At 66.7% G+C, this 24,381-nt stretch carries 20 protein-coding genes; 7 read left to right on the top strand and 13 right to left on the bottom strand.

Features of this window, described 5'->3' with window-relative positions; all coding sequences use genetic code 11:
* The first annotated feature begins 175 nt into the window (after window positions 1-175).
* The 5 genes from M622_RS37370 (at window position 176) to M622_RS37350 (ending at window position 9,038) form a co-directional block, all read left to right on the top strand.
* On the top strand, window positions 176-1,420 hold the full coding sequence (locus M622_RS37370) for an efflux RND transporter periplasmic adaptor subunit (RefSeq protein WP_021250843.1): 1,245 nt from the start codon (window positions 176-178) through the stop codon (window positions 1,418-1,420).
* A complete protein-coding gene (locus M622_RS37365) occupies window positions 1,417-3,405 on the top strand; it encodes a MacB family efflux pump subunit (protein WP_021250842.1) in 1,989 nt (662 codons plus the stop codon). The genes M622_RS37370 and M622_RS37365 overlap by 4 nt, the downstream gene beginning before the upstream one ends.
* Before the next feature lie 47 nt (window positions 3,406-3,452).
* On the top strand, window positions 3,453-4,901 hold the full coding sequence (locus M622_RS37360) for an efflux transporter outer membrane subunit (RefSeq protein WP_052028756.1): 1,449 nt from the start codon (window positions 3,453-3,455) through the stop codon (window positions 4,899-4,901).
* Window positions 4,902-5,343: 442 nt separating this feature from the next.
* Window positions 5,344-7,713, top strand: coding sequence for a TonB-dependent receptor (locus tag M622_RS37355; RefSeq protein WP_021250840.1), 2,370 nt, complete (start codon window positions 5,344-5,346; stop codon window positions 7,711-7,713).
* Window positions 7,714-7,862: 149 nt separating this feature from the next.
* A complete protein-coding gene (locus M622_RS37350; protein ID WP_031347514.1) occupies window positions 7,863-9,038 on the top strand; it encodes a DUF1513 domain-containing protein in 1,176 nt (391 codons plus the stop codon).
* A 47-nt stretch (window positions 9,039-9,085) separates the two neighbouring features.
* On the opposite strand, the gene M622_RS37345 is transcribed toward M622_RS37350, so the two are convergent.
* The 11 genes from M622_RS37345 to M622_RS37300 form a co-directional block, all read right to left on the bottom strand.
* On the bottom strand, window positions 9,086-10,501 hold the full coding sequence (locus M622_RS37345; protein ID WP_031347513.1) for a 4Fe-4S binding protein: 1,416 nt from the start codon (window positions 10,499-10,501) through the stop codon (window positions 9,086-9,088).
* A gap of 38 nt (window positions 10,502-10,539) precedes the next feature.
* Complete coding sequence (locus M622_RS37340) at window positions 10,540-11,403, bottom strand: FTR1 family iron permease (RefSeq protein ID WP_021250837.1); 864 nt, start codon at window positions 11,401-11,403, stop codon at window positions 10,540-10,542.
* A gap of 38 nt (window positions 11,404-11,441) precedes the next feature.
* Entirely contained in the window at window positions 11,442-11,798 is a 357-nt protein-coding gene (locus M622_RS37335; RefSeq protein WP_245543107.1) for a cupredoxin domain-containing protein, read from the bottom strand.
* Window positions 11,788-12,324, bottom strand: coding sequence for an iron transporter (locus tag M622_RS37330; protein ID WP_021250835.1), 537 nt, complete (start codon window positions 12,322-12,324; stop codon window positions 11,788-11,790). Before M622_RS37330 ends, M622_RS37335 begins: the two co-directional genes overlap by 11 nt.
* A 54-nt stretch (window positions 12,325-12,378) precedes the next feature.
* Window positions 12,379-12,801, bottom strand: coding sequence for a PA4824 family protein (locus tag M622_RS40765; RefSeq protein ID WP_021250834.1), 423 nt, complete (start codon window positions 12,799-12,801; stop codon window positions 12,379-12,381).
* The gene (locus tag M622_RS40760; RefSeq protein WP_306415641.1) at window positions 12,798-13,061 is read right to left on the bottom strand and encodes a hypothetical protein; all 264 of its coding nucleotides are present in this window, start codon (window positions 13,059-13,061) and stop codon (window positions 12,798-12,800) included. The genes M622_RS40765 and M622_RS40760 overlap by 4 nt, the downstream gene beginning before the upstream one ends.
* 67 nt (window positions 13,062-13,128) lie before the next feature.
* The gene (locus M622_RS37320; protein WP_021250832.1) at window positions 13,129-14,403 is read right to left on the bottom strand and encodes an NnrS family protein; all 1,275 of its coding nucleotides are present in this window, start codon (window positions 14,401-14,403) and stop codon (window positions 13,129-13,131) included.
* An 11-nt stretch (window positions 14,404-14,414) separates the two neighbouring features.
* Window positions 14,415-15,293, bottom strand: a complete 879-nt coding sequence (locus tag M622_RS37315) for an ABC transporter ATP-binding protein (protein ID WP_021250831.1) — start codon at window positions 15,291-15,293, stop codon at window positions 14,415-14,417.
* Window positions 15,290-16,081 carry an ABC transporter permease gene (locus tag M622_RS37310; RefSeq protein WP_021250830.1) on the bottom strand — a complete coding sequence of 264 codons (792 nt, stop codon included), beginning with the start codon at window positions 16,079-16,081 and terminating at the stop codon, window positions 15,290-15,292. Before M622_RS37310 ends, M622_RS37315 begins: the two co-directional genes overlap by 4 nt.
* Window positions 16,078-17,109 (bottom strand): ABC transporter substrate-binding protein, encoded by a 1,032-nt coding sequence (locus M622_RS37305; RefSeq protein ID WP_021250829.1) that lies wholly within the window; start codon window positions 17,107-17,109, stop codon window positions 16,078-16,080. Before M622_RS37305 ends, M622_RS37310 begins: the two co-directional genes overlap by 4 nt.
* Before the next feature lies 1 nt (window position 17,110).
* A complete protein-coding gene (locus tag M622_RS37300) occupies window positions 17,111-19,171 on the bottom strand; it encodes a TonB-dependent receptor (RefSeq protein ID WP_021250828.1) in 2,061 nt (686 codons plus the stop codon).
* A 595-nt stretch (window positions 19,172-19,766) separates the two neighbouring features.
* On the opposite strand from M622_RS37300, the gene feoB reads away from it, so the two are divergent.
* A complete protein-coding gene (gene feoB, locus M622_RS37295) occupies window positions 19,767-21,728 on the top strand; it encodes a ferrous iron transport protein B (RefSeq protein WP_031347508.1) in 1,962 nt (653 codons plus the stop codon).
* 13 nt (window positions 21,729-21,741) lie between these two features.
* Entirely contained in the window at window positions 21,742-21,996 is a 255-nt protein-coding gene (locus M622_RS37290; protein WP_031347507.1) for a ferrous iron transport protein A, read from the top strand.
* 33 nt (window positions 21,997-22,029) lie between these two features.
* On the opposite strand, the gene M622_RS37285 is transcribed toward M622_RS37290, so the two are convergent.
* A complete protein-coding gene (locus M622_RS37285; RefSeq protein WP_021250825.1) occupies window positions 22,030-22,743 on the bottom strand; it encodes a response regulator transcription factor in 714 nt (237 codons plus the stop codon).
* A gap of 18 nt (window positions 22,744-22,761) precedes the next feature.
* Window positions 22,762-24,321 carry a hybrid sensor histidine kinase/response regulator gene (locus M622_RS37280; protein ID WP_021250824.1) on the bottom strand — a complete coding sequence of 520 codons (1,560 nt, stop codon included), beginning with the start codon at window positions 24,319-24,321 and terminating at the stop codon, window positions 22,762-22,764.
* Window positions 24,322-24,381 lie beyond the last annotated feature (60 nt).

Below are 24,381 nucleotides of genomic sequence, written 5' to 3'. Positions count from 1 at the left end.
TTAGACGTGACTCATGCAAGTCCATTCTTGATCAAAGTCAATGGTTGTGCATCCGGCCGGGCACGCTGCAAGCCGATACAAACCCGCGCCCGACGAACGACTATGCTTGCCACGCTGTCTTCCTCAGGTCTCGTGCTCGTCACGCCTGCCTCCAGCCTCGCACCCATCAAGAACAATGACGCCCTCCTCACCCGCCTCCAGAGCCCCCCGCCGCTGGGCTCGCACCGCCACTGCCGCTGCCGTCCTTCTCGTCGCCGGCCTCGCCACCTGGCTCGCATGGCCCCATCTTTTCGGCGACAAGGATGCGCTCTCGGCTTACCAGTTCGCGCTCGTGCAGCGGGGTGATATCGAGGACGTGGTCACCGCCACCGGCACGCTGCAGCCACGCGACTACGTCGACGTCGGTGCCCAGGTTTCAGGCCAGGTGAAGAAGATCCATGTCGAGGTCGGCAGCGCAGTGCAGGAAGGCGAGCTCCTCGCCGAGATCGACCCCACGGTGTATCGCGCCCGCGTCGACGCCTCGCGCGCACAACTGCGCAACCTGCGCGCCTCAGTCAAGGACCGTGAAGCCCAGCTCACGCTCGCCCGCATCCAGCTGCGCCGCCAGCAAGCGCTGATGGCGGCCGACGCCACCACCCGCGAAGGCCTGCAAACGGCTGAAGCCAACGCGCAGTCGGCCGCGGCCCAACTCGAGGCGCTCGGCGCCCAGATCGAGCAGATCGAATCCACCCTGCGCGCCGACGAGGCCAACCTGCAGTACGCCCGCATCCTGTCGCCGATGAGCGGCACCGTGGTGTCGATCACCGCGCGCCAGGGCCAGACCCTGAACACCAACCAGCAGGCGCCGGTCATCCTGCGCGTCGCCGACCTCAACACCATGACCGTGCAGACGCAGGTATCGGAAGCCGACATCAGCCGCCTGCAGCTGGGCATGGAGGCCTATTTCACCACCCTGGGCGGCAGCGGCAAGCGCTGGCACGGCAAGCTGGAAAAGATCGAACCCACCCCCACCGTGACCAACAACGTCGTGCTCTACAACGGCCTGTTCGACGTACCCAACCCCGACGGGCTGCTGATGACGCAGATGACGGCGCAGGTGTTCTTCGTGGTCGCGCAGGCGAAGGACGCCTTGCTGGTGCCGATGGCGGCGCTGACCCAGGACAGCGCACGTGCGCGTCCCGGCATCGCCTCTGCACGCAGCGCCGCACAGGGCGCGGGGGGCGCACCGGCAAAGCCGGCAATGGGCAAGGTCAAGGTGATCGATGAGCGCGGCGCGCTGAGCGAGCGCGTGGTCGAGGTCGGCGTCTCCAACCGGGTTCAGGCCCAGGTCCTGGTCGGCCTCGAGGAGGGCGAACGCGTGGTCTCCGGGCGCAGCACAGGCTCAGAGACGGGTCGTCCGTCACGGACACCGCGCCTGTGAAGCCCGCCCAGCACCCGCCCGCGCCAGCGCATGCGGCGCACCCTCAGCCTGCCGGGGCGGCCGTACCCCTGATCGAACTCAGCGACATCAGCCGCAGCTTTCGCAATGGCGAAATCGAAACCCGGGTGCTGCAAGGCATAGACCTCAAGATCTACGCCGGTGAGTTCATCGCCATCATGGGCGCCTCGGGCTCGGGCAAGAGCACGCTGATGAACATCCTCGGCTGTCTTGACCGAGCCAGCAGCGGCACCTATCGCTTCATGGGCGAAGATGTCGCCGGCTTCAGCAGCGATGAGCTGGCACGGGTGCGGCGCGAGACCTTCGGCTTCGTGTTTCAGAGCTACAACCTCATCAGCGGCGCCAGCGCGCGCGACAACGTCGAGGTGCCGGCGGTGTACTCGGGCATGGCGCCCGCGCGCCGCCATCAACGCGCCGAGGAGCTCCTGTCCGCGCTGGGGCTGGCCGAACGCCTTCACCATCGCCCCAGCCAGCTCTCCGGCGGCCAGCAGCAGCGCGTGTCGATCGCGCGCGCGCTGATGAACGGTGGTCGCGTCGTACTTGCCGACGAACCCACGGGCGCGCTCGACACCAGGACCGGTGCCGAGGTCATGAAGCTGCTCCATGAGCTGTCGGCGGCCGGCCACACCATCATCCTCATCACCCACGAGCGCGAGATCGCCGAGCAGGCGCAGCGCATCATCGAGATCCGCGACGGTCGCGTCGTCGCCGACCCGGGCCCGCGCCTACCCACCGGCCCCGAGCCGGACTTCGCCCCCCACATCGATCACATCTCGCTCTTGTCCGATGTCGTCGAAGCCACCCGCACCGCGCTGCGTGCGCTGCGCGCAAACCTGTTTCGCGCCTCGCTGACCTTGCTCGGCATCGTCATCGGTGTGGCCTCGGTGATCGCCATGCTCGCCATCGGCGATGGCGCCAAGCAAAAAGTGGTAGAACAGATCAGCGCCATGGGCACCAACCTGCTCACCGTACGCCCTGGCGCACCCAACACCCGCGGCCGCGACGCGCCGGCAACGCTGGTGATCGAAGACGTGCACGCCATTGCCGAGTTGCCCAACGTGCTCGCCTCGGTGCCCGAACAGGGCGGCACGATCACCGTGCGCGCAGGCAACATCGACCACCGCACCAGCGTCAACGGCACCTCGGCCGACTACATCGTCGCGCGCGACTGGGAAATGGCCTCGGGCACCTTCTTTCGCGCCGAGGACGAAACGCGCTACGCCACCGTGGCCGTACTCGGCCGCACGGTCGCGAACGCCTTGTTTCCGGACGGCGACGGCATCGGCGAGTTCGTGCTGGTCAACAACATCCCCTTTCAGGTTGTGGGCGTGATGACGCCCAAGGGCGCAACGCCGTGGGGACAGGACCAGGACGACATCGTCTTCGTGCCCTACACCACCGGCAGCCTGCGCCTCACCGGCCAGCGCTTCCTGCGCAACGTCACCGTGGCGGTGGAGGACGTGGCGCGCATCGACGACACCCAGGCTCAGGTGCACGCCGTGCTGCTCGCCCGCCATGGGGTCGAGGACTTTCAGATCCGCAACATGGCCTCCATCATCGACACCGTGTCCGAGACACAGAACACGCTCACCCTCCTGCTCGGCACCGTCGCCGCCATTTCCCTGCTCGTGGGCGGCATCGGGGTGATGAACATCATGCTGGTCTCGGTCACCGAGCGCACGCGCGAGATCGGCATCCGCATGGCCACCGGCGCGCGCATGAAGAACATCCTGCAGCAGTTCCTCATCGAGGCGCTGGTGGTGTCCGCCCTGGGCGGGGTGATCGGCGTTGCGCTCGGTCTTGCCAGCGCAGCGCTCATCGAGCGCTTCGGCACCGCAGTGCAATACTCGCTGGCGCCGGTGGTCCTCGCCTTCAGCTGCGCCTTCCTCACCGGCCTGGTCTTCGGCTACCTGCCCGCACGCAAAGCCGCACGCCTCGACCCGGTGGCCGCACTGGCGTCGGAATGAAGCCGTCCGCGCACCCCACTCACCCCGCACACGCTTTTCCCACTTTCATGCCCCACCCTGTCACTCACCACCTGCCCTGCCCCCGCCGCCTTGTCCTGACCGTGCTTGCCGCCAGCGTGCTGGGCGGCTGCGCCATCAGCGAGCCCGTGCTGCGCCCAACGATGAGCCTGTCTACGAGCTGGAGCGAGCCGGCGGACACGAGCGCAGCCAGCATCCCCGACACCTGGTGGCAGAGCTTCGGCTCACCTCAACTCGACGCCCTCATCGCCGAAGCCATGCTCGCCGCCCCGGACCTGCTCATCCAGGGCGAGCGCGTGGTGCAGGCCGAGCTCGCGCTGCGCCAGAGCGGCGCCTCGCTGCTGCCCACGCTGTCCCTCGCCGGCAGCAGCGGCGTGCGCAATATCGAGGGCAATGAAACGGGCGCGAGCGAGCTCGGTCTTGCCGCGGCGTATGAGATCGACCTCTGGGGCCGCCTTGCCGCCAGCGTGGACGCCAGCCGTGCCCGGCTCGCCGCCACCCGCTTCGATTACGCCGCCGCCCGCCTGTCGCTCAGCGCCAGCGTGAGCAGCCTGTGGTTTCAGAGCCTCGCGCTCGAAGACAGGCTGGCGATCGCGCGCAACAACCTCAGCATCGCCGAGAGCGTGCTGCGCGTCGTGCAGGCGCGCTATGACAACGGTGCAGCTTCGGCACTGGAACTGAGCCAGCAGCGCAGCACCGTACTCGCCCAGCGCCAGGCGATCGAGCCGCTCGCCGTGCAGCTGCGCCAGACGCGCTCGGCGCTCGCCATCCTGCTCGGGCGCGGCCCGCAGGCGCGCTTCATCGAAGGCGAGCGCCTCGCCGAGCTGAGCCTGCCCACGATCGCCACCGGGCTGCCGTCCGAGCTGCTGTGGCGCCGCCCCGACCTCGCTGCGAGCGAGGCTGGCCTGGTGGCCGCGGCCGCCGACATCGCCGCTGCGCGCGCCGCCCTGCTGCCCAGCATCAGCTTGTCCGCTGGCGCCGGCATTGCCAGCGGCGCACTGCTCGCACTGGCTGACAACACGCGCACGCTGTCCATTTCAGCCTCGGTGCTGCAGAAAATCTTCGATGGTGGCCGCCTCAAAGCCGACGTCGACCTCCAGCGCTCGCGCCAGCGCGAACTGCTCGAGGCCCACCGCAGCAACATCCTCACCGCGCTCAAGGAGGTCGAGGACGCGCTCGCCAACGGCGCCCGCGACCGCCGCCAGGAAGCCGTGCAGCGCGAGATCCTCGCCGAGGCACAACGCAGCCTGAGCCTGGCCGAACTGCGCTACCGCGAAGGCGCCGACAGCCTGCTGGTCGTGCTCGACGCCCAGCGCACGCTGTTCGCAGCACAGGATCAAATGGCCCAGCTCAGACTGGCACGGCTGACAGCGGCGGTGAATCTGTACAAGGCGCTGGGCGGTGGCTGGCAGAACGCCCTTGCGCTGCAGCCGGACTTGGACAAGAACGCACTCCCAACGCCTGCGGCCCAACGCTGAAGTCCTTCATCACCCGCTGCCGCGGACTATGTCGTGGCCGCCGTAACAATGAGAATTGTTCGCAATAGCATTGACAGACATCCCATCCTTGTTGAGAATTGCGCGCATCTGCAAGCGCAGGTGATGAATGTGGCGGGACGTCGCCCCAGGGACGCCCCGCCACATTCATGTCAGCCAGCCACTCCGCACCCTCGGATCAGCCAGCCAAGCCAGCCCGATCAAGCTTGACCCGGAGATCCGCAGCTGCGTTGGCGGCACGACGTCCTCGTCGTTTGCCACTCGTGTTCCTCACCGTTGTTCGCCTCGTGCCTCAGTTCAGGGCCTCTCGCTGTCGCCAAGGACAGGAACGCCAGGTGCTGCTGCCGGCAAACGTATGCGCACGCTCCCCCAAGCCAGGGCTGATCACCCCCACGCCCCGAACCACCGTGATCAGGAAACCCCGATGTCCGTGAACAAGCCTCACCCCCGGCAAGCCGCAGCGCTGCGCAAGCGACCGAGCACCCTTCTCAACACCTCCGCCTCCACGGCAATGGCCGTCAGCCTGGCCTCCCTCGCGCTGGCACCCATGGCGGCCCACGCCCAGGAACAGAAACCCGCCGCCGAATCCCAGTTGGAAACCGTCAAGGTCATCAGCACCGCGCTCGAAGCCAACCCGAACGCCGAACCCGGCGTGCCCTACAAGGCCAAGTACTCGGGGGATGAGCGCCACAAGCGCGCGCTGGCCGACACCGCGCAAAACATCCAGGTGCTGACCAAGGCCCAGATCGAAGACTCGGGCTACACCGACCTGCGCGAGATCCTCGATGCCCAGCCCGGCATCACCCTGGGCACCGGCGAGAACGGCAACGCCTTTGGCGACCGCTACATCATCCGCGGCCAGGAAGCGCGCAGCGACGTCTTCGTCGACGGCTTGCGCGACCCCGGCATGAGCATTCGCGAGAGCTTTGCCACCGAACAGATCGAGATCTCCAAAGGCCCGAACTCCAGCTTCGCCGGGCGCGGCACCTCGGGCGGAGCGGTCAACTCGGTGACCAAGCAGGCCAGCACCGATTACTCCTACACTCGCCTGTCGACCGGCTTTGGCACCGACAAGCACACTCGCCTGACGCTGGACACCAACCAGGTCGTCAACGCAGACCTCGCCGTGCGCGCCAACCTGCTGTATGGCTACGAAGAGATCCCTGATCGCAGCCCCACCGACCGCGAGCGCAAGGGCCTGGCGCTGTCCGGCTTCTGGGCGGCGACCGACAAGCTCGATGTCACGCTCGACTACTACGGTCTCGAGGCCGACGACAATCCCGACATGGGCGGCTTTCTGGTCGGCACCGTGCCGAAGCGCAAGCCGGCCAAAGACGTACCGGTGTACGCGCAGGACAATGATTTCCTCAGTTCCGACGTCGACATCGTCAGCGCCCGTCTGCGCTATCAGTTCGACCAGGACACGCGCATCACCAACCTGACCCGCGTGGGCCAGGCCGACAACGGCTACGTCGTCACCGGCGCACGTGCAGCCAGCTTCGGCGCCAACGACCCACGCGCCGGCGCCTCGACCATCACCCTGAGCACGCACCAGGGCTGGCAGGAGGTCGAGTACTTCGTCAACCAGACCAACCTGCATCTGGACCGCGTCCTGGGCGGGCTCAAGCACGAGTTCATCTTCGGCCTGGAGTATTCGGATCACAGCGTGCTGAACGGGGTCTACAACGTCGCAAACTCGGGCCAGAACTGCATCACCGGCAACACCGCCACGGCCAACAACGCCTGGTGCGCCAGCGGCGCGGGCGGCGCTACCGTCAACGGTCTCAACAGCCTGATGAACCGTCAGATCAGCCGCGGCGCCTGGGACATCGACTGGAACGTGAAGACGGTGTCCCTGTCGGCGATGGATACGGTGGACCTCAACGACAAATGGACCGCCTTCGGCGGCCTGCGCTGGGACCGTTACGAATTCGACACCACCACCATCTCACGCGGCCTCACCAAACGCTACGAGTACTCCGACAGCATGTGGAATGGTCACCTCGGCCTGAGCTACAAGATCAGGCCCGACGCCAACGTGTACTTCAGCTACGCCACCGCCAGCGACATCAACGGCGGCGAATCCGACGTCGGCTCGAGCTGCGGCTACGGCGGCATCTGCGTCGATGACAGCAATGGTGTCGCCATCGCCGACAGCAAGCCGGAAAAGACACAGAGCATCGAACTGGGCACGAAGTGGAACCTGATGGGCGAGAAGCTGCTGCTATCGGCCGCGCTGTTCCAGATCACCAAGTCTGACGTCATGGAGTCGGCGCCGTCGGGCTCGGGCTATGAGTCCAGCGGCGCGCTCAACACCGGCAAGAACCGTGTCCACGGTCTGGAGCTGGCGCTCACCGGCCTGATCACGCCCCAGCTCACCGCCCAGGCCGGCGTGGCCTTCATGAAGTCCAAGGTGCTCGAGTCGAACGTGGCCGCAAACGAAGGCAAGACGCTGAGCAACTTCGCCGACAACAGCGCCTTCGCCCAGCTCAAGTACCAGGCCACTGACAAGTTTGCCCTCGGCGCGGCGGCCAAATACGAAGGCAGGAAGTACGCCGGCCAGCCCGACTCGGCCGCGGGCTTCAATGCCGACGGACTGTACACCCAGCCCGTACCGTCCTACACCGTGCTCGACCTGTTCGCGAGCTATCGCGTCAACAAGAACATGGACGTGAGGCTGAACGTGGGCAACGTGACCGACAAGGACTACTACCTGGCGGCCTACCGCTCCGGCTCCTTCCTGTACATGGGCGACGCCCGCAATGCGCGCGTCACGCTCAACTACGACTTCTGAGTCCGGGTGAGCCGTGCCGGGTTCGCGCTGCAAGGTGCGACTCGGCGCGGCCTCCTGGTCATTCCTTCGTCTTTCCCGAGCACTCGCCTTGTTCGGCATTCAGCCGCCCAGGAGCGCTGCGGGTCGCGCACTTACTGAGCACACCATCCATGCACAGCTTATTCCCTCCCCCTGCCTCCCCCGCGCCGGCTTCGATCAGCCGCCGTCGCACTCTGCAGGCCATGGCCGCCGCGCTCGCCGCCACCACCCTTCCCACCCAGGCGCGCGCCGCAGCGAACGCCACTCGTGCGGTGATCGGCGCCGCCTGGCGCGGTCCGCGCGCCAGCGACCCCAACTTCGCCGGCACCCTGGTCGCCGACTGGGCGGCACGCACGCTCAGCTTCGGCTACACCGTCCCCCTACCCAGCCGGCCACACGGCCTGATGGCCGAAGCCGACGGCGGCTTGCTGGTGTGCTCTGCCCGCCCCGGCACCTGGATGCTGCGCTGCGACGGGCAGGGCAAGGTGGTCACACGCATCGACGTTCAGGGTGAAGGCGAGTGCCGCCTCGGCGGCCATATCATCGCCTCCGCCGACGGCGAGCAGCTGTACACGACCGAAACCGATTTCAGCACCGGCAAGGGCAAGATCGGCGTGCGCGAGCGCCGCAGCCTGCGCAAGATCGCCGAGTGGGACACCCACGGCCTGGACCCGCACCAACTGCTGCTCGATGCCCACGGCCATCTGTTCGTCGCCAACGGCGGCATCCCGCGCACGCCCAGCGACCGCAAGTTCGACATCCACCGCATGGACGCCTCGCTGGTGCACATCGACACCTCGAACGGCAGCCTGCTGGGCAAGTGGAAGGTGGACGACGCGCGCCTGAGCCTGCGCCACATGGCCTGGAGCCGCGCCCCGCAAGACCCCGACGCACTGCTCGGCATCGCCATGCAGGCCGAACACGATCTCGAAGCCGAGCGCCGTCGCGCCCCTATCCTCGCGGTGTTCGACGGCAACAGCCTGAGCATTCCCACTCAGGAGAACGACGGCATCGGCTACGCCGGCGACATCGCGCCCGCGCTGCACGACGGCTTTGCGCTATCGAGCCATCAGGCCGACGTCGCCAACCTGTGGCATCCCGGCCTGCCCGAGCGCATGCGCCCCATCATCGAGCTCAAGGCGCCTTATGCGCTGAGCGGTTGGCATGGCGCGCAGGACGGTGGCGGAATAGTGGTCGCCACCGCCTACGGGCTCGGCAGCTGGCATCCGAGCACGCCGCCGAATATATTGCCCTGGCCCGAAGCCATGGCGCTCGACAACCACTGGATCGTGATCAGCGAGGCCTGAGCTTCACGCGGACCGGCAGGGTCTGCGGGTCCGCAGTTTTTTGGCATCTACCACAGGATGAAAAACAGCACCCAGCTCCAGACAAAGGGCAACAAGCCCAACGCCACCAGCACCACCGCCGTTGCGCGGCGCCAGGCGTTGGACGTGCGCAGGCCCGCCAGGCGCCACTGGAAGCGCAGACTCCAGGCCAGGGCCAGCGCCAGCAGCGCAAAGCGCACCGGATTGGCCCAGCCGATGGCGACCCCCTCGTGCTGCAAGAGGGTCAGGGTAGTGGCCGACAGCCCCAGGAACACCCCGCTGCCCGCCGCCGGTATCAAGCCCTGGGCGAGATTGTGCACGCCGTCAAATCGACTGCGCACGCGCTCGCCGGCTGCACCCCTCATCCCAGGGCGCCTCATCGCCGGCAAGGCGTAATCAGCGAGCCACAGCCCGAGCAACACGGCGCCCCCCACGACGAGAGCCGTGGCAGCGATAAACAGCAGGATCACCGCGCCATCGAGCCAGCTGAAGCTGTCGTTGACCTGCGGGTAATGCGTCAGGATGAACCAGGGTGCATTTTCGGCCAGCGGCCAATAGACATCATGATTGACGAGCCAGGTCGCAATGCTCTGCTTGAGCGTTACATACCAGGGGCTCGCGCTCCACAGGAAGGCCCCCACCGCCAGCCCCATCAAGCCAAAAACGATCAGCACCGTCTGCCAGGCGTTGCCGCCGGCCACATCAACGATCTCAGCCTCGGGTGAGCGCGGGCTGGGCGCTATGGCGCCACGATAATCACTGCAACGCCCGCACATGTGACAGTCCGCTGCGCCCTGCATCGTGCGCAGCGGCAGCAGGGGCGCACAGTTGATGGCTTCGGTGCGGCGCAACGGCGCACGCCAGGCCTCCGCATCCACGCGATAGTGCCAGGGCGAGAGCTTGGCGAGCAGGTTGAAGACGCCGCTCACCGGGCACAGGTATTTGCACCAGACGCGTTTGTCCTTGCCATACAGCCAACCGACGATGATCGCCGCCACGGTGGAGCCGCCGAGCACGACTGCGACGGCCCACGGATACTGGTACACACTCACCAACTGCCCATACACCGTGGTGAGCGCAAAGGCCACGAAAGGCCATCCTCCCCAGCGCATCCAGCGTGGAATCGCACCGCCGCGGCCATGGCGACTGGCCCATTCCGTGAGCGCGCCTTCGGGGCAGAACAAGCCGCACCAGGCGCGACCAAACAGCGGCATGGACAGCAGCACGAAGGGCCACCAGATACCCCAGAAGGCGAACTGCGCCACGATGCTCAGGTTGTTGAACACGGACGCCGTACGATCTGGCAGGGGCAGGAGCGCCGGGAGCACCAGCAGCGCCACATAGACGATCACGATCGCCCACTGCATACGCTGGATCGCCAGCTGATGGTCACGCAGGAAATCACCCGCGCGGGCAAGGCGGGCACGAAAGGTAGAGGGGGTCATGGCGGACATGGGTCAGCAGTGAGCGGAGAGTCGCGGCATCACGCTGCAAGCGCGCCATGGTCCGGGTTCGCCGCGGGAGGCTGCACCAGCTTGCGCGCGGAGCTGCGCAGCAAGACGATCACCGCCGCCCAATATGCGAACCAGACCAGCACCTGCGACAGTGCCGGCATGGCGCGATAGCCGGCAAAATCCGCCAGCAGCTTGCCCAAACCTTGCTCAGTGCCCATCAGCCACGCGCTATCCCACACCGGGTCGATCAGCGTCGGCAAAACCTCGAGCGAAATCAGCCTGTCGGTCGCCAGCACCAGCAGCGCCCCGGCGAGCAGCAACAGTAAGGTTTCAGTGATCCGGAAAAAACGCCGCCAGGTGATGAAGCGCCCCCCCAGCTGCAGCAGCCAGAAGCTCAGCAGCGCCAGCGCGAAGCCGCCAAGGCCGGCAAGACCCATGGCCGCGGCGCTGCCCTCAGTCCGCGACGAGAGCACAGTGCCATACAGAAAGACCACTGTTTCACTCCCCTCGCGTGCCACGGCAATCATGACCAGCGCGAACAGCCCCCACCAACGCTGCTGGTGTATCTGCTCCGAGGCCCCCGTTTCCAGCTCACGCCTGAGGCTGCGGCCACGCTGGCGCATCCAGAGCACCATGTGCACCACCAGCGCGCACGCGGCCAGCGCCATCACGGCCTGAAACCACTCCTGTCCGGTATCGCTCAACCACGACGCAAGCCCGAGCAGCACCAGCCCCAAGGCGCCGGCCAGCAGCAGACCGGCCCCCACTCCGCCCCACAGCCATGGCAGACCACGACGCCCCTCGGGCGAGGCGCGCAACCACGTAAACAGGATGCCCACCACCAGCAGGGCCTCGATACTTTCGCGCCAGACAATGAAGGCGACTTGTTCCATGGTGAATCCGACGATTTGGGGGTTTATGGTTCGGGGATCTACGGCTTGGGCAGCACGACCAGCGTGCCCTTCACCTGCGGGTGAAAGTCGTCAAAGAAGGGGTATTCACCCGGCCGTGACAGCGACAGCACCACAAATGAAGTCACGCCCGGGCCCAGGACCTTTTCCTTGCGCAGCGGCAGGCTTTCGAACTCCACCGCCTCGCTGCTCTCGTTCACCAGCACGATCTTGAAGCGCCCGGCCGGGACCTCCAGCCGTGTTGGCTCGAAAGTCCCGTCTGCCCTGAAAGTCAGGGTGCAGGTGGGCGTGTCGGCAGATGCTGCCGACACCGGACCGAAGCCGCCCGCCAACACGCACAGAGCCAGTCCTAGCCCGATACGCACCTCAATACCCACCTTTCTTGCCGGTGCCGGCATAGACGAACTCGTACTTCAGCTCGAAGGTCTTGAACCACGGCGCGACGCCCGTTTCCTTGTCCACGTGGCGGCCGAAGTGGTTGCCCGCAGCGCTCTCTGGCGAGCCGATCACAAAGGTGAGCTCATATTTCCCCGGGCCCTCGAGCTTGACGTTGTCGCCGTAGTGCGGACCGTCATTGGCCACCATGGGCATGAGCTCGCCTTTGATGACCGTGTCACTACCTTTTTTCTGCAATGCGTACTGGATGTTCAGATAGGGCGCCCACGCACCTTCGGGCAGGCCGTTGGTGTTATCAGCGGTGGCGTGAATGTCAGCCTCCAGATGAATGTCGGAGTCCTTGGCCGCACGCATCATGCCGCCCGGCTCCATCTCCACCGGCTGCAGGTACACGGCGGCGACTTCCAGGCCGTTGAGGTCCTGCGGCTGACCGATCGGGTATTCGGCGGCAAGCGCGGAGGTAGCCAGCCCCACGCCAGCGAGGGCAACAAGCAAGGAACGAATCATGAACAATCTCCAGTATTAAAAGTGGTGCTTCTCATTGACATACGCTTATCCAACTCAGAACTCCCAGGCCACACCCACATTGGCGATGTTGCGGTCGTTGCCACGCCCGGCTGCAGCCGACAACTTCAGCCCCTCGGCAATCTCGTAGCGCACGCCGAGCTGGCGGTCCGGGCCGGAATGCTCCTCGCCGAAGGTTTCCACCGCGAAGTCGAGCTGCTCGGTGATCGGGAAATCCATCGCCACGCCCCAGAAGTTGGCGTTGTCGCCGTCACGCACCCATTCACGCCCGAGATTGACATGCAGCCGCGGTCCGGCAGGAAAGGTCCAGGTGGCGAGGCCGGCGAGCGCATTGGCATGCTCGGCACGGTCGCCGCTGACGCGCTCGCGGCCGTATTCGTATTTCAGCCCCGCAGAGAGCCCGGTCTCGGCCTGCAGCGGCACCCATTTCACCGCCGCACCCAGGCCGCGCACGTTCACATGTGGCGAAGGCTCACGATCTTTCGCGCGCCCGAACCCGAGCTCGAGCTCCACGTTGTCGATGGGCCCGAAGCCCCCCCGCCTTCCAGCCCGCGCACGCTATCGTCCTTGCTCCAGCCGAACTCGAGCTTGGCTCCACCGCGCTCCAGCGTTCCGGCATCATCGACCGCCATCGGACGCTCGGCGAGCGCCGGGCTGGCCGCAAGCGCGAGCAGCCCGGCCAGCACCGTCAGCCGCACGCATGTTTTCCTGTTCTGCATCAGTCAACTCCAAAAAAGGGGAGATAAACAACAAACAGACACGCCGCCTCCCGGACGACCCGCCCTTTCAAGCCACACCGGGCTCGTTCAACACTTCTTCACAGCCTGTGCCCGCATCCGGGCGCGCGCGCATGAACACCGCGCCCAGATAAATGGCCGCAAGCCCATAGCCCAGCACCCAGGCAGCACCGCTCAAGGCCCGCAGCGCCGCCACCGGCAGGCCGGGGAAGCCGGAGGCAGCGCGCGCCAGCGCAGCACTGCAGAGCGCAATAGCCGCCACCTGCACCCACGGCCGCAGGTCGAGCTCGAATCCGGCATGGGTGCGTCCGGCAATGCACAGCACGGCGAAGATCGACACCCCCATCGCACCCACCGTCAGCAGATGCAGGCCGGCTGAGGGAGCGAGCGGCGCGCCCAGCGCCGCCACACCGATCAGCGCATAGCCCAGCGCCATCAGCCAATACACCGCATAGAGCATCAAGGCCCAGCGCGAGAACAGCGCGCGCCCGACATGCCAGTCGTTGAGCACATTGAAGATGGCGGCGGCGGCGGCCAGCGCCAGCCAGCCCGAGACGACCGATCCCGGCCACAGAAAATCAGCGGCGGTGTACAGCGCAATGCCGAAAATCGCCAGATTGCGCCGCGGCGGACGAGCGCGGTAATCGACGATCTCGTCGTCCTCGCGCCGCAGGAGCGGCTCTTCCGCACGGTGGCGCACACGCTCGGCGTCCAGGGCGTCATTGACGATACGCATCGACACCCGGCCGAGCACGATGAGGATCAGCGCCATCATCACCCCCACGCCCACCAACACCCAGCGCATCGGGTACAGCCCGCGCAGCACGTCAGCCTGAAAGCCCGCCACGGCCAGCCCCATCGCCACCAGGCCCCACAGGAAAGACAAGTGAGGGCGCTCGGGATCGCGCCACAGGCGCGGCGCAACCAGCACCACCAGCGCGCCCATGAAGCCGACGTTGAGCAGTGCGGAAAGCACCACGCCTGCCGCGCCCAGCCACCCCGACGACCAGAACGCAAGCCGCCCCGCCGCCCACAGCAGCACCATCGCCAGCGCCACGCGCCGCCCGAAAGCTGCAGTCGCGGTGAATTCGGGCAGCGCGGTGAGCACGAAGCCGGCGGCCGCAGCCAGACCGAAGCCGAACATCAGCTCATGGGCATGCCATACGAAAGGGCCACCGGGCACCGCGGGCACTCCTTGCCCGGCGCCGAGAAAGGCAAGCCAGACGAGCAGCACCAGCACGCCATAAACCGCCGTCGCCAGAAAGAAGGGACGAAAGCAGCACATGAAAAGCGGCCTGGCGGCGAGCCGGTCGAGCGTCCTCATCTCCATCCTCATCAGCCGCAGCGCGGGCCCGTGCGGGCCGTCAGTGCGGGCTGGGCTGGCACCACCAGGCGCAGCCCGGGGTTCGTCCCCATCAGGTTCATGCTGACGCTGTTCGTGCCGGCTGCGACGCGTCTGCCTGCGCCCTGCACCACGGGCGGCAGGCCGAAGCTGGCGCGCACCGCGGCGCTTTGCAGCAGCTCGGCGGTATGCTGGTAGACCCACAGCTCGTCACGCTGCGCCGCGGGCACGCCGAGTTCGAATCGACACACGATGCGCCCCGGTTCGGCGGCCATGACGAGAATGGCGTCCGACAGCCGCACCGCTTCCATGAGGTCATGGGTGATCATCAACACACCCATGCTGCGCGCCGCCTGCTGCTCGAGCAGCAGGCGGTAGAGCTCTTCCTTGAGGCCGACATCGAGCGCCGAGAACGGCTCGTCGAGTAGCAACAGTTCCGGCTCCAGCACCAGCGCACGCGCCAGGGCCACCCGGCTTTGCATGCCGCCCGAGAGCTGGTGCGGAAACTTGTCGAGGTCGCGATGCGACAGTCCGAGGCGCAAGGCGAGCTCACGGGCGCGAAAGTGGCGCTCGTCGCGCTTCAGGCCTGCCGCCTTGAGACCGAGCGCGATGTTGTCGAGCGCGCTCTTCCACGGCAGCAGGCGCGCTTGCTGAAACATGAAGGCGGTGCTGGCAAAGCCATTGGCAACCTGCCCCTGCTGCACCGTCAGCAAGCCCGCCGCCAGATGCAGCAGCGTGGTCTTGCCGCAACCCGAGGGCCCGACCAGGGCAAGCACTTCGCCGGCACGCACACGAAAGTCGATGCCCGCGAGCACCTCATCGCGGCCGAAAGCATGGTTGAGCGCGCTCACCCGCAGTTCGCTGCGTGTCATGCCGCATGCTCCCGCCAGCGCTCGACCTCACGCTTGATCGGCTCCAGCAGCAGATACTCCACCGCCAGCAACAAGCCCACCAGGGCCACGATCCAGGCCATCGTCGCTGCGGTGTCCAGATGCGAGCGCGACACTGCCAGAGCCGCCCCCACCCCATCCTGGGTGGCGAGCAGCTCGGCCATCACCACCACCTTCCACGCGGTGCCAAGCGCAGCAATCCAGGCTGGGAACAGATAGGAAACCACATGCGGCAGATAGACGTCGGTGAGCATCATGCGCCGCGGCAGGCGGAAGGCCTCGGCCATGCCGAAGAGCTGGTTGTCGAGCGTGCGCGTGCCCTGCAGCGCACCGATGAAGATCACCGGAAAGGCGGCGACGAACACGGTAAATACCGGCGTGCCGTCGCTGGCGCCAAACCACAACATGGCCAGCACCAGCCAGGCGATGGGCGGCGTGCCCATGAGCACGGTGACGAGCGGACGCGACATCATCGACGCCGTCATCGACAGCCCGGCCAGCAAACCCAGCACGCTGCCGGCGATCACCGCCAGCGCATAGCCGCTCATGGCGCGACGCGCGGTAATCGCCAGCTCCGGCCAGGCGGCGCCGCTGTCGATCAGACCGAGCAGGGTCGCGAACGCCGCGCGTGGAGCGGGCATCACCAAGGGGCCGTAGAGCAGGCTCACCGTCTCCCATGCGGCGAGCAGCAGGAACAGGCTGGCGATCGCCCCCCAGCCACTCCACAGGTAGGCGGGCAGACCGGCCAGCCAGGCGCGCAGCAGGCTCATTGCGCGCCGGCTCCGCCATAGAAGCCGTCGTCGGGCAGCTTGCCGCCGATCAGCGCCGGGCTCTTCTTCATCAGCTGGCCGAACATGAACTCGAGCTCGGCGCGCGCAGCATGTGCCGGCACCGCGTCCATCTGACTCACCGCGATCGAATCGGCCACCGCCTCGGCGCTGAGCATGTCGATGCGGGCGGCCACACCCTGGCCGCAGGCCTCGGCGTGGTCGCGGCACCAGGCCAGCGAGCGCGCATATTCGGCTTCGATGCGAGCGACCACATCGGGGCGCTCACGCAAGGCTCCCATCACCGCAATGCCCGCCTGCGGGATACGGGCGCTACGCGCGAACACCCGCCCCCACTCCTGCTGCAGGTCCACGCTGCGATGCAGTTCGGGCGCAATCACACTGAGCGGAAAGGAGCCGGTCTTGCGCAAGGCCATCGACACCGCCGGTTCGGCCAGCAAGGCATGATCGACGCGGCGCATCACCAGCAGCTGCATGGCGTCGATCGGGCTAGCCACGTAGCGCAGCTGCACGTCCTTGCGCAGGTCGACGCCTTGCTGCTCCGCCAGGAGCTGAAACACGATGTCGGGCATGTCGCCGCGGAAAGGCACCGCCAGCTCCTTGCCACGCAGATCAGCGAGCGACTTCAGCGTCGGGTCGCGCGACACCAGCCACAACACGCCCCAGGTCGACACATTGAGCAGCTGCAACTTTGCGCCGCGGTTATGGAGGTTGGCGGCGACATTGGTCGGCATCGCCAGCACGTCGGCACGGCCATCGAGCGCCATCACCCGCAGCTGGTCAGGGTCGCGCCAGAGCACGAACTCGACGCGCTCGGCGACATCGGCCAGCGCGCCGGAATCGACCATGTGAATGAGCGGGTTCGACACCGAGGCCGGCGGACCGGCCAGCGTCAGCTTGGGCAGCTTCTGTGCGTCGGCGGTGCCGGTGACGATCAGAAACGCCAGCACCACGCACGCATGCAGGACGAAGCGGCTCCAGCTCGGCAGGGGCGGACGTGGTGATTGCATGTCAGAAACTCCCGGAAAGGCTCAGCGTGATGCCCCGACCGGGCGCAGCCAGCTCGCGGCCGGAGACGCCCTCGCTCAGATGCTCGTGGTAGCGCTTGTCGGCCAGGTTGTGCACACCCACTGCAAGCGTGGTGGCATCGAAGGCAGCGAGCGCACCGAAGCGCCAGCCGAGCTCGGCGTCGGCGGTGACGAAGCCGGCGGTGGCGTCTTCCGTGCCATTGGAGAAGCGCGTGGCGACACGGTCCTGCTCGGCCACCGCGCGCAGCTGCGCACGCCAATAGAAGCCGCGCTGTGCCGGCTGGCCGATGCCGAGCGTGAGCTCAGGGGCGGGCATCTGATACAGGGCTTCGTCGTCCTGGTGATTCTTGCCGCGCAGCCAGGTGAAGCTGGCGTCGGTCACGAAAACCCCCAGCGGCAGGCTGGCGCTGCCTTCGAGGCCGTAGATCGTCACCTTGTCGAGGTTCTCGGTGCGCTTGAGCGGCAGCCCGCTACCCGCATGCGTGGCCCCGGTGATGCGACCGGCCACGTAGTCGTCGATACGTGTGTAGAAGGCGGCCAGACGGTATTGCAGGCCGCTGCCCGCCGCCTTCAGGCCGAGCTCGAAGCTGCTCGACACTTCGGGATCGAGCTGCGGATTGCCGACGTGGTAATAGCCATCGCCGCGCGCCGAATCCTCGAAGCGCTCGCGCATGTCGGCGGCACGGTAGGCACGGCCGAGATTGGCGTAGGCACTCAGGCTGTCGGTCAGCGGATGAATCACCCCCAGCGACCACGACAGATTGTTGTCGCTATGGTCGAGGCCGGTGGTCTGCGCCGACGGCCCCTGGCCTTTCTGTGCTGCATCGCCACTGACGCGGTCGTAGCGCGCACCAGCGACGATGCGGCTGCGGCCGAGCTCGAATTCGTCCTGCACAAAGACACCGACGGCTTCGATCTCGCCCCTGGAGAACGGGTCGTTGCGCATATTGTTGTTGAACAGGGGCGCGTTGTTGTCCATATAGCGCTCGGGGTCGCCCTTCATGCGCCAGGTGTCGGCACCGACGCTGAGCAGATGGCCGCCGCCGAACGCAAACATGTACTTGGCACGCGCGCCGTCGGTGACGAAGCTGACGTCGTTGCGCACATAGTCGCGGCCCAGGTTCGATGCGTGGGCGCGGATCTGGCGGAACACTTCCTGTCGATAGACTTCAGCCGACAACTGGCCCTCGCCGATCGCGGCGTCGATCCCCACCTCATAGAGCTCGCGGCGCTGCTTGGGCGAATGGATGGTCGCCACCCCGAGCGGGCGCGGAATGCCGGCGCCGCTGCGCGCCGAGCCCGGGTACCACACGTCTTCATCGGCGTGGCGCTGCAAGTTCAGGCGCAGGCTGATGTCCTCGTTGAGGCGCTGGCGGTACTTGGCCAGCAGGGTGTTCGACTGGTAGCCGGTGCGCGCCTCGCGTCCATCCGGGCTGCGATAGTCATCCACATCGCGCCCGGCCACGCCCAGCACCAGGGCGTGATCGGCGTTCGAGCGCTGCACCAGCAGCGCGCCCGCCACACCTTTATCCACGCTGGAGAAGCGCGCGCCGACGCGACCGCCAAGCTCGTCTGCGGTGGTGAAGCGCGCCTCGGGCGTGATCAGATTGACCACGCCGCCGATGGCGCCGCTGCCGTACAGCACCGAACCCGGCCCCTTCACCACCTCCACCCGCTCGAGCAGGCCGAGATCCATGAAGGAGGCGATCGCGCCCTGCGGTTGCGCGGAGTTGAGGCGCAGGCCGTCAACCATCACCACCACGCTTTCCTTCTTCAATCCGCGCAACACCGGGTTCTGCCCCCAGGCGCCATCGGATTGCACCGCCAGCCCCGGCTTTGAGCGCATCAAGTCACCCACGAGCGCAGCATCAGCGCCTGCAGGCTGCAACACCTCCACTGCCTGTGGCGTGTCCTGCGCATCGGCGGCATAGCCATTGGCGGTGACGATCTGGGCATTGAGCAGCGTCTCGGCCTGAGCGCTGGAAAACGGAACGCCAACCAGGCCCACAAGGGCGAGGGCCAGCGCGCACGGGTGCAAATTCATCTGCGACTCCATGGTGACGATGAGCTGGCTGGCGGCGGCTGGCTTGCTCGGAATGATTCTGATTCAAGGAGCGGCACGATAAACAAATACGAATCATTACGTTTTAATATCGATCAAATCTGCCCCGCGCTCAGCTCCGCGACTACTTCTTTTTCTTCAACTTCGGACAGCCCTTGCAGGGCTTGTCCTTCTTGCAACATTTCTTGCTCATCTGTGTGCTCCGAGGGCGAGGCTCAATTGCGAACGATTCGCAATATCAATCAAGGCGAGAGCCGTGTCAAGGTTTTTTGATTCCGAGCGCTCCCGCAACGAAGCTCAAGCACAGCACACTTTCGCCCCGCCACCGCGCAGCGGAATCCCGCCGCAACAGGGCTCACCAAGCACCCTGGTGCTCGGCACGAACCGTCCATGCACGAATTCGTGCGCGCTCACGACTGGCCGCAGCGCCGGACAAACCTGCGTGCAGCACCCGGTTGGCAGAGCGCGGAGTGCTGCAGCGCAAAATTTCGCCGGAATTTGAGCTGGATCAGTTGACTGTTAATGCGAGCGCGTATCATTTCGACGCACATCCCCGCACATGCGCCCAAGCTGATCCATGAGCCACGCCGCCTCACTGTCCACCTTCTCCAATCCAATGCGCACCCTCGCGCTCGTCGGCCACCCCAACGTCGGCAAGTCCGTGCTCTTCCATCGCCTCACCGGCACCTACGTCACGGTGTCGAACTACCCCGGCACCACGGTTGAGGTGTCGCGCGCCACGCCGCGCTTTGACCGTGAGGTCTCGCTGCTCGACACCCCCGGAGTGCTGGCTCTGCCCTCGCGCAGTGACGACGAGCGCGCCACCATGCGCGCGCTGCTCAACGAGAACATGCGCACCCTGATCCAGGTCGGCGATGCCAAGAACCTGCGCCGCACGCTCAACCTCACCGCGCTGCTGGCCGAACTCGGCGTGCCGATGGTGCTGGCGCTGAACATGAGCGACGAAGCCAGGGCGCGCGGTGTCAGCGTAGATACCGCCACCCTGGCCGAGGCCCTTGCCCTTCCAGTGGTGGCGACGGTGGCGACCGGCGGTGAAGGCATGGGCGCGCTCACCGACGCGCTGGCGCACGCGGCCATCCCCGCGCCGCTGCTGCGCTATGACGAGGCGCTGGAGTCCCGGATCACGGCAGTCGAAGACTTGATCCTCACGCACTGCCCGCATCCGCTGCTGGCCGCGCGCGGCCTGGCCATTCTGGGCATCGGCCGCGACGCCGAGGTCGATGCCTGGCTCGCTGCCCAGCCCGGCGGCGCCCCGGTGCGTGAGGCGCTCGCCGCACTCACCGCGCCCACCGGTCGCGACACCTTGCCCGCGCGGCTGGCACGCCAGCGCAGCGCCGCGGCCGAGGCCCTCGCGCGCACGGTCACCCAGCAGGCCGGCGCCAAGGACCGCACGCTGTCGATGCTGGTCGGGCGTGTGGCGGTGCACCGCGTGTGGGGCTGGCCGATGCTGCTGGGCGTGCTCTATCTGGTCTATCTGTTCGTCGGTGATTTCGGCGCCAGCACCCTGGTCGGGCTGCTGGAAGAAGACTTCTTCGGCGGCGTGCTCAACCCGGCCATCGTCGACTTCGTCCACGGCCACATCTCCACACCCTGGCTCGCCGACCTCTTCGTCGGCGAATACGGCTTGTGGACGATGGGCATGACTTACGCGCTGGCGCTCATCCTGCCCATCGTCACCACCTTCTTCCTCGCCTTCGGCGTGCTCGAGGACTCGGGCTACTTCTCCCGCCTGTCGGTGATCGCCAACCGCATGTTCGCCGTCATCGGCCTCAATGGTCGTGCCGTGCTGCCCATGGTGCTGGGTCTGGGCTGCGTCACCATGGCCACGCTGACCACCCGCATCCTGCACACTCCGCGCGAACGCCTGATCACCATCTACCTGATGGCACTGGCCATCCCCTGCTCGGCGCAACTGGGCGTGGTGCTGGGCCTGCTCGGTGGCATCTCCTTCACCGCCACGGTGATCTGGGTGGCGTCCATCGTGCTGGTGCTGCTGTTTACCGGCTGGCTGGCGAGCAAGGTCGTGCCCGGCCGGCGCGTGCCGCTGATCACCGAGCTGCCGCCGATGCGCATGCCGGTGCTGGGCAATGTGCTGAAGAAAACCGGCGGCCGCCTGAAGTGGTATCTGATCGAGGTCATCCCGCTGTTCCTGATCGGCACGCTGATCATGTTCGGGCTCGACCGCAGCGGCGCGCTGCCGTGGATCATCGAAGCCGGCAAGCCGCTGGTGGTGGGCTGGCTGGGTCTGCCGCCGGAGGCCAGCGCCGCCTTCGTGATGGGCTTTCTGCGCCGCGACTTTGGCGCCAGCGGACTGTTTGCGCTGCAAAGCCAGCTCGACATGGTACAGGCGGTGGTCGGCATGGTGACCATCACCCTGTTCGTGCCCTGCATCGCCAGTCTGATGATGATCGTCAAGGAGCAGGGCCTGAGGGTCGCAGCGCTGATGCTGGCGATGATCATCCCCACCGCCTTCTTCATCGGTGGCGTGCTCAACCACGGCCTGCGGCTGATCTTTTGAGGGCACTCACATCATGAACGCCACACCCCGCCCCTTGCATGAGCGCATCCGCCTGATCGGCACCCCGGTGGGACGCATGGTGCGCGTGGTCGATTTCGGCGACGAGATCGACCCCCTGCAGCGCGAACAACTGCACGCCTACGGCCTGTCGGCGGCGCACGCGGTGAAGGTGCTGCAACAGCACCCGCTCACGGTGCTGCTGTGCGAGCACGTCGAACTCGCCATCGAGCACGAGGTGGCGCGCCACGTCTGGGTCGAGCCGGCGTAAACACCGCCAGCGCGACACCCCAGCTGCGCTCGCTCAGCTCCAGCTCACCGGCGTGGCCAGCAGATAGCCGGCGCCATACACCGTCTTGATGAACTTGCCACTGTGTCCGCCCTGCTCGAAACGTTTGCGCAGACGCGACACGCGCAGGTCGATGCTGCGGTCAAGCGCGCTGACATCGCGCCCCGAGAGCAATTGCTCACGCGACAGGACCTGATTGGGGCGCTCGAGAAAGGCGCTCAGCAGCTGCGACTCCGCCAGGCTCAGGGTGTCCTCGATGCCCTCGGGCGAGATCAGGCGGTGGCTCGCATGCTCGAAACGCCAGCCCGCAAAGTGAGCGACGCGCAACGCCAGGTCCGCAGGCTGTGGCTCGGGCTGATAGCGGCGCAGGATGCTGCGCACGCGCGCGATCAGTTCACGCGGCTCGAAGGGTTTCACCACGTAGTCGTCGGCGCCCAGCTCCAGCCCCAGCACGCGGTCATGGGTGTCGACCCGGCCGGTGGCGATGAGCAGGCCGAAGCGGTGGCGCTTGCGCAGCTGCTGCAGCACGTCCATGCCGTCCATGTCGGGCAGGCCGAGATCGAGGATGGCGAGATCGGGTGACTGCACCCGCAGCTGGCGCAGGAACTCGCCGCCGGAGGGGAACACCGCGTGCTGATAACCGAAGCGCTCCAACGTGGCGATGATCAGGCCTGCCACATTGACATCGTCCTCGACCACATGAATCAGAGCCTGCGCTTTATCGTTCAAGCCTCCCCCTCCGCCTGATCAGGCCATTGCGGCGCGCACAACCTCCACCAGACGTTCGAGGGTGAAGGGCTTGTCGAGCATCGGCAGCTCGCCATCCTCGCGTGTCGCGCCGCGCGTCTCCGCGTAGCCGCTCATCAGCACCACTGGCAGTTCGGGCCGGAAGCGCCGCACGAAGCGCGCCAACGCGCGTCCATCCATGCCGCCCGGCATGACGATGTCCGTCAGCACCAATGCAATCGCGGGGATATTCTCGACCATGTCGGCCGCTTCGTGGCCACTTTCGGCTTCAAGCACCGCACAGCCCAGCGCCGACAACTGCTTGCGCACCACGCCGCGCACCTTGTCATCGTCCTCGACGAGCAGGACCAGACGAGCGTCGAGGAGCTTGGCCACCATCTCGGTGGGCACACGTGGCACCGGCTGCGCCGCTGCGGTGGTACGCGGTGCATGCGGCAGCAGCAAGGACACCGTGGTGCCCACCGCCTGGCGGCTGCGCACCCGCACGCCGCCGCCCGACTGCTTGATGAAGCCATACACCATGGCCATGCCCAGGCCGCTGCCAAAGCCGAACTTCTTGGTGGTGAAGAAGGGCTCGAAGAGATGGCTCAGGATGCTGCTGTCCATACCGGTGCCGTTGTCGCTGACGGCGATCTGCACGTAACAGCTCGGTGACAGTTCGAGATCAGCCGCGGCCCTGCCCTCGATGCAGTCGAGCGAGCACTCGATACGCAACTCGCCGCCATTGGGCATGGCGTCACGCGCATTGAAGGCGAGGTTGAGGAGTGCGCTTTCGAGCTGCCCGGGGTCGACCAGCGCGTGCAGCTCGACGTCACGCGCTGCGGTGGCAATGCTGATGGTGTCGGGCAGCGAACGCCGGATCAGGCGCGCCATGCCCAGCACCAGCGCATTGACGTCGACGACCACGGGCGCAACCGGTTGCTGACGCGAAAAGGCCAGCAGGCGCCGAACCAGGCCCGCACCGCCTTCGGCCGCGGCCAACGCAGGCTCGACATAGTCGGCAGCGGCAGCGGCGGCGGCGGGATGCTCGGCGAGGACTTCGACCAGACCCTGCAGATTGCCCATCACCACCGTCAACATGTTGTTGAAGTCGTGCGCGAGGCCGCCGGTGAGCTGGCCGATCGCTTCCATTTTCTGTGCCTGCGCCAGCGCGCTCTGCGTGCGCCGCTGTTCAGTGATGTCCACCGCATGCACATAGCACCCCACGACCTCGCCGGCCGCGTTGAAATCGGGCACCAGCGTGCTGCGCGCATGCAGCAGCTCGCCACCACGGCCCGGCATGCTGTATTCGTAGGTCACTTCGTCTCCACCGAGGGCTCGCCGCACCGCGCTCTCGACCTGATCGAACACGTGCTGGCCGATGACCTCGAGGATGGGCCTGTCCTTCATGCCTTCACTGCTGGTACCGAACCACTGCGCATAGCGCTTGTTGCCGTAGCGAAACATCCAGTCGCGGTCGAAGTAGCCGACATGGGCGGGAATGGTGTCGGTGATCTGGCGCAAGCGCAGCTCACCATGACTCAGCCCGGTCGCGCCCGCCGTTTGCTGTTCCGAACTCATGCCTGCGCGCTCCTGCCCCACCCGTCGGCGACGGGCACAAGCGCGCCATTCTAGAGCGCC

This window comes from Thauera terpenica 58Eu, from assembly GCF_000443165.1.
In the GTDB taxonomy this organism is placed as follows: Bacteria; Pseudomonadota; Gammaproteobacteria; order Burkholderiales; family Rhodocyclaceae; genus Thauera; species Thauera terpenica.
This window is presented reverse-complemented; position numbering and strand designations above follow the sequence as displayed.

Coding starts and splice junctions, on each gene's coding strand:
- M622_RS37370 (WP_021250843.1), top strand. CDS start 176: ATGACGCCCTCCTCACCCGCCTCCAGAGCCCCCCGCCGCTGGGCTCGC.
- M622_RS37360 (WP_052028756.1), top strand. CDS start 3,453: ATGCCCCACCCTGTCACTCACCACCTGCCCTGCCCCCGCCGCCTTGTC.
- M622_RS37355 (WP_021250840.1), top strand. CDS start 5,344: ATGTCCGTGAACAAGCCTCACCCCCGGCAAGCCGCAGCGCTGCGCAAG.
- M622_RS37350 (WP_031347514.1), top strand. CDS start 7,863: ATGCACAGCTTATTCCCTCCCCCTGCCTCCCCCGCGCCGGCTTCGATC.
- M622_RS37345 (WP_031347513.1), bottom strand. CDS start 10,501: ATGACCCCCTCTACCTTTCGTGCCCGCCTTGCCCGCGCGGGTGATTTC.
- M622_RS37340 (WP_021250837.1), bottom strand. CDS start 11,403: ATGGAACAAGTCGCCTTCATTGTCTGGCGCGAAAGTATCGAGGCCCTG.
- M622_RS37330 (WP_021250835.1), bottom strand. CDS start 12,324: ATGATTCGTTCCTTGCTTGTTGCCCTCGCTGGCGTGGGGCTGGCTACC.
- M622_RS40760 (WP_306415641.1), bottom strand. CDS start 13,061: ATGCAGAACAGGAAAACATGCGTGCGGCTGACGGTGCTGGCCGGGCTG.
- M622_RS37320 (WP_021250832.1), bottom strand. CDS start 14,403: ATGAGGACGCTCGACCGGCTCGCCGCCAGGCCGCTTTTCATGTGCTGC.
- M622_RS37315 (WP_021250831.1), bottom strand. CDS start 15,293: ATGACACGCAGCGAACTGCGGGTGAGCGCGCTCAACCATGCTTTCGGC.
- M622_RS37310 (WP_021250830.1), bottom strand. CDS start 16,081: ATGAGCCTGCTGCGCGCCTGGCTGGCCGGTCTGCCCGCCTACCTGTGG.
- M622_RS37305 (WP_021250829.1), bottom strand. CDS start 17,109: ATGCAATCACCACGTCCGCCCCTGCCGAGCTGGAGCCGCTTCGTCCTG.
- M622_RS37300 (WP_021250828.1), bottom strand. CDS start 19,171: ATGAATTTGCACCCGTGCGCGCTGGCCCTCGCCCTTGTGGGCCTGGTT.
- feoB (WP_031347508.1), top strand. CDS start 19,767: ATGAGCCACGCCGCCTCACTGTCCACCTTCTCCAATCCAATGCGCACC.
- M622_RS37290 (WP_031347507.1), top strand. CDS start 21,742: ATGAACGCCACACCCCGCCCCTTGCATGAGCGCATCCGCCTGATCGGC.
- M622_RS37280 (WP_021250824.1), bottom strand. CDS start 24,321: ATGAGTTCGGAACAGCAAACGGCGGGCGCGACCGGGCTGAGTCATGGT.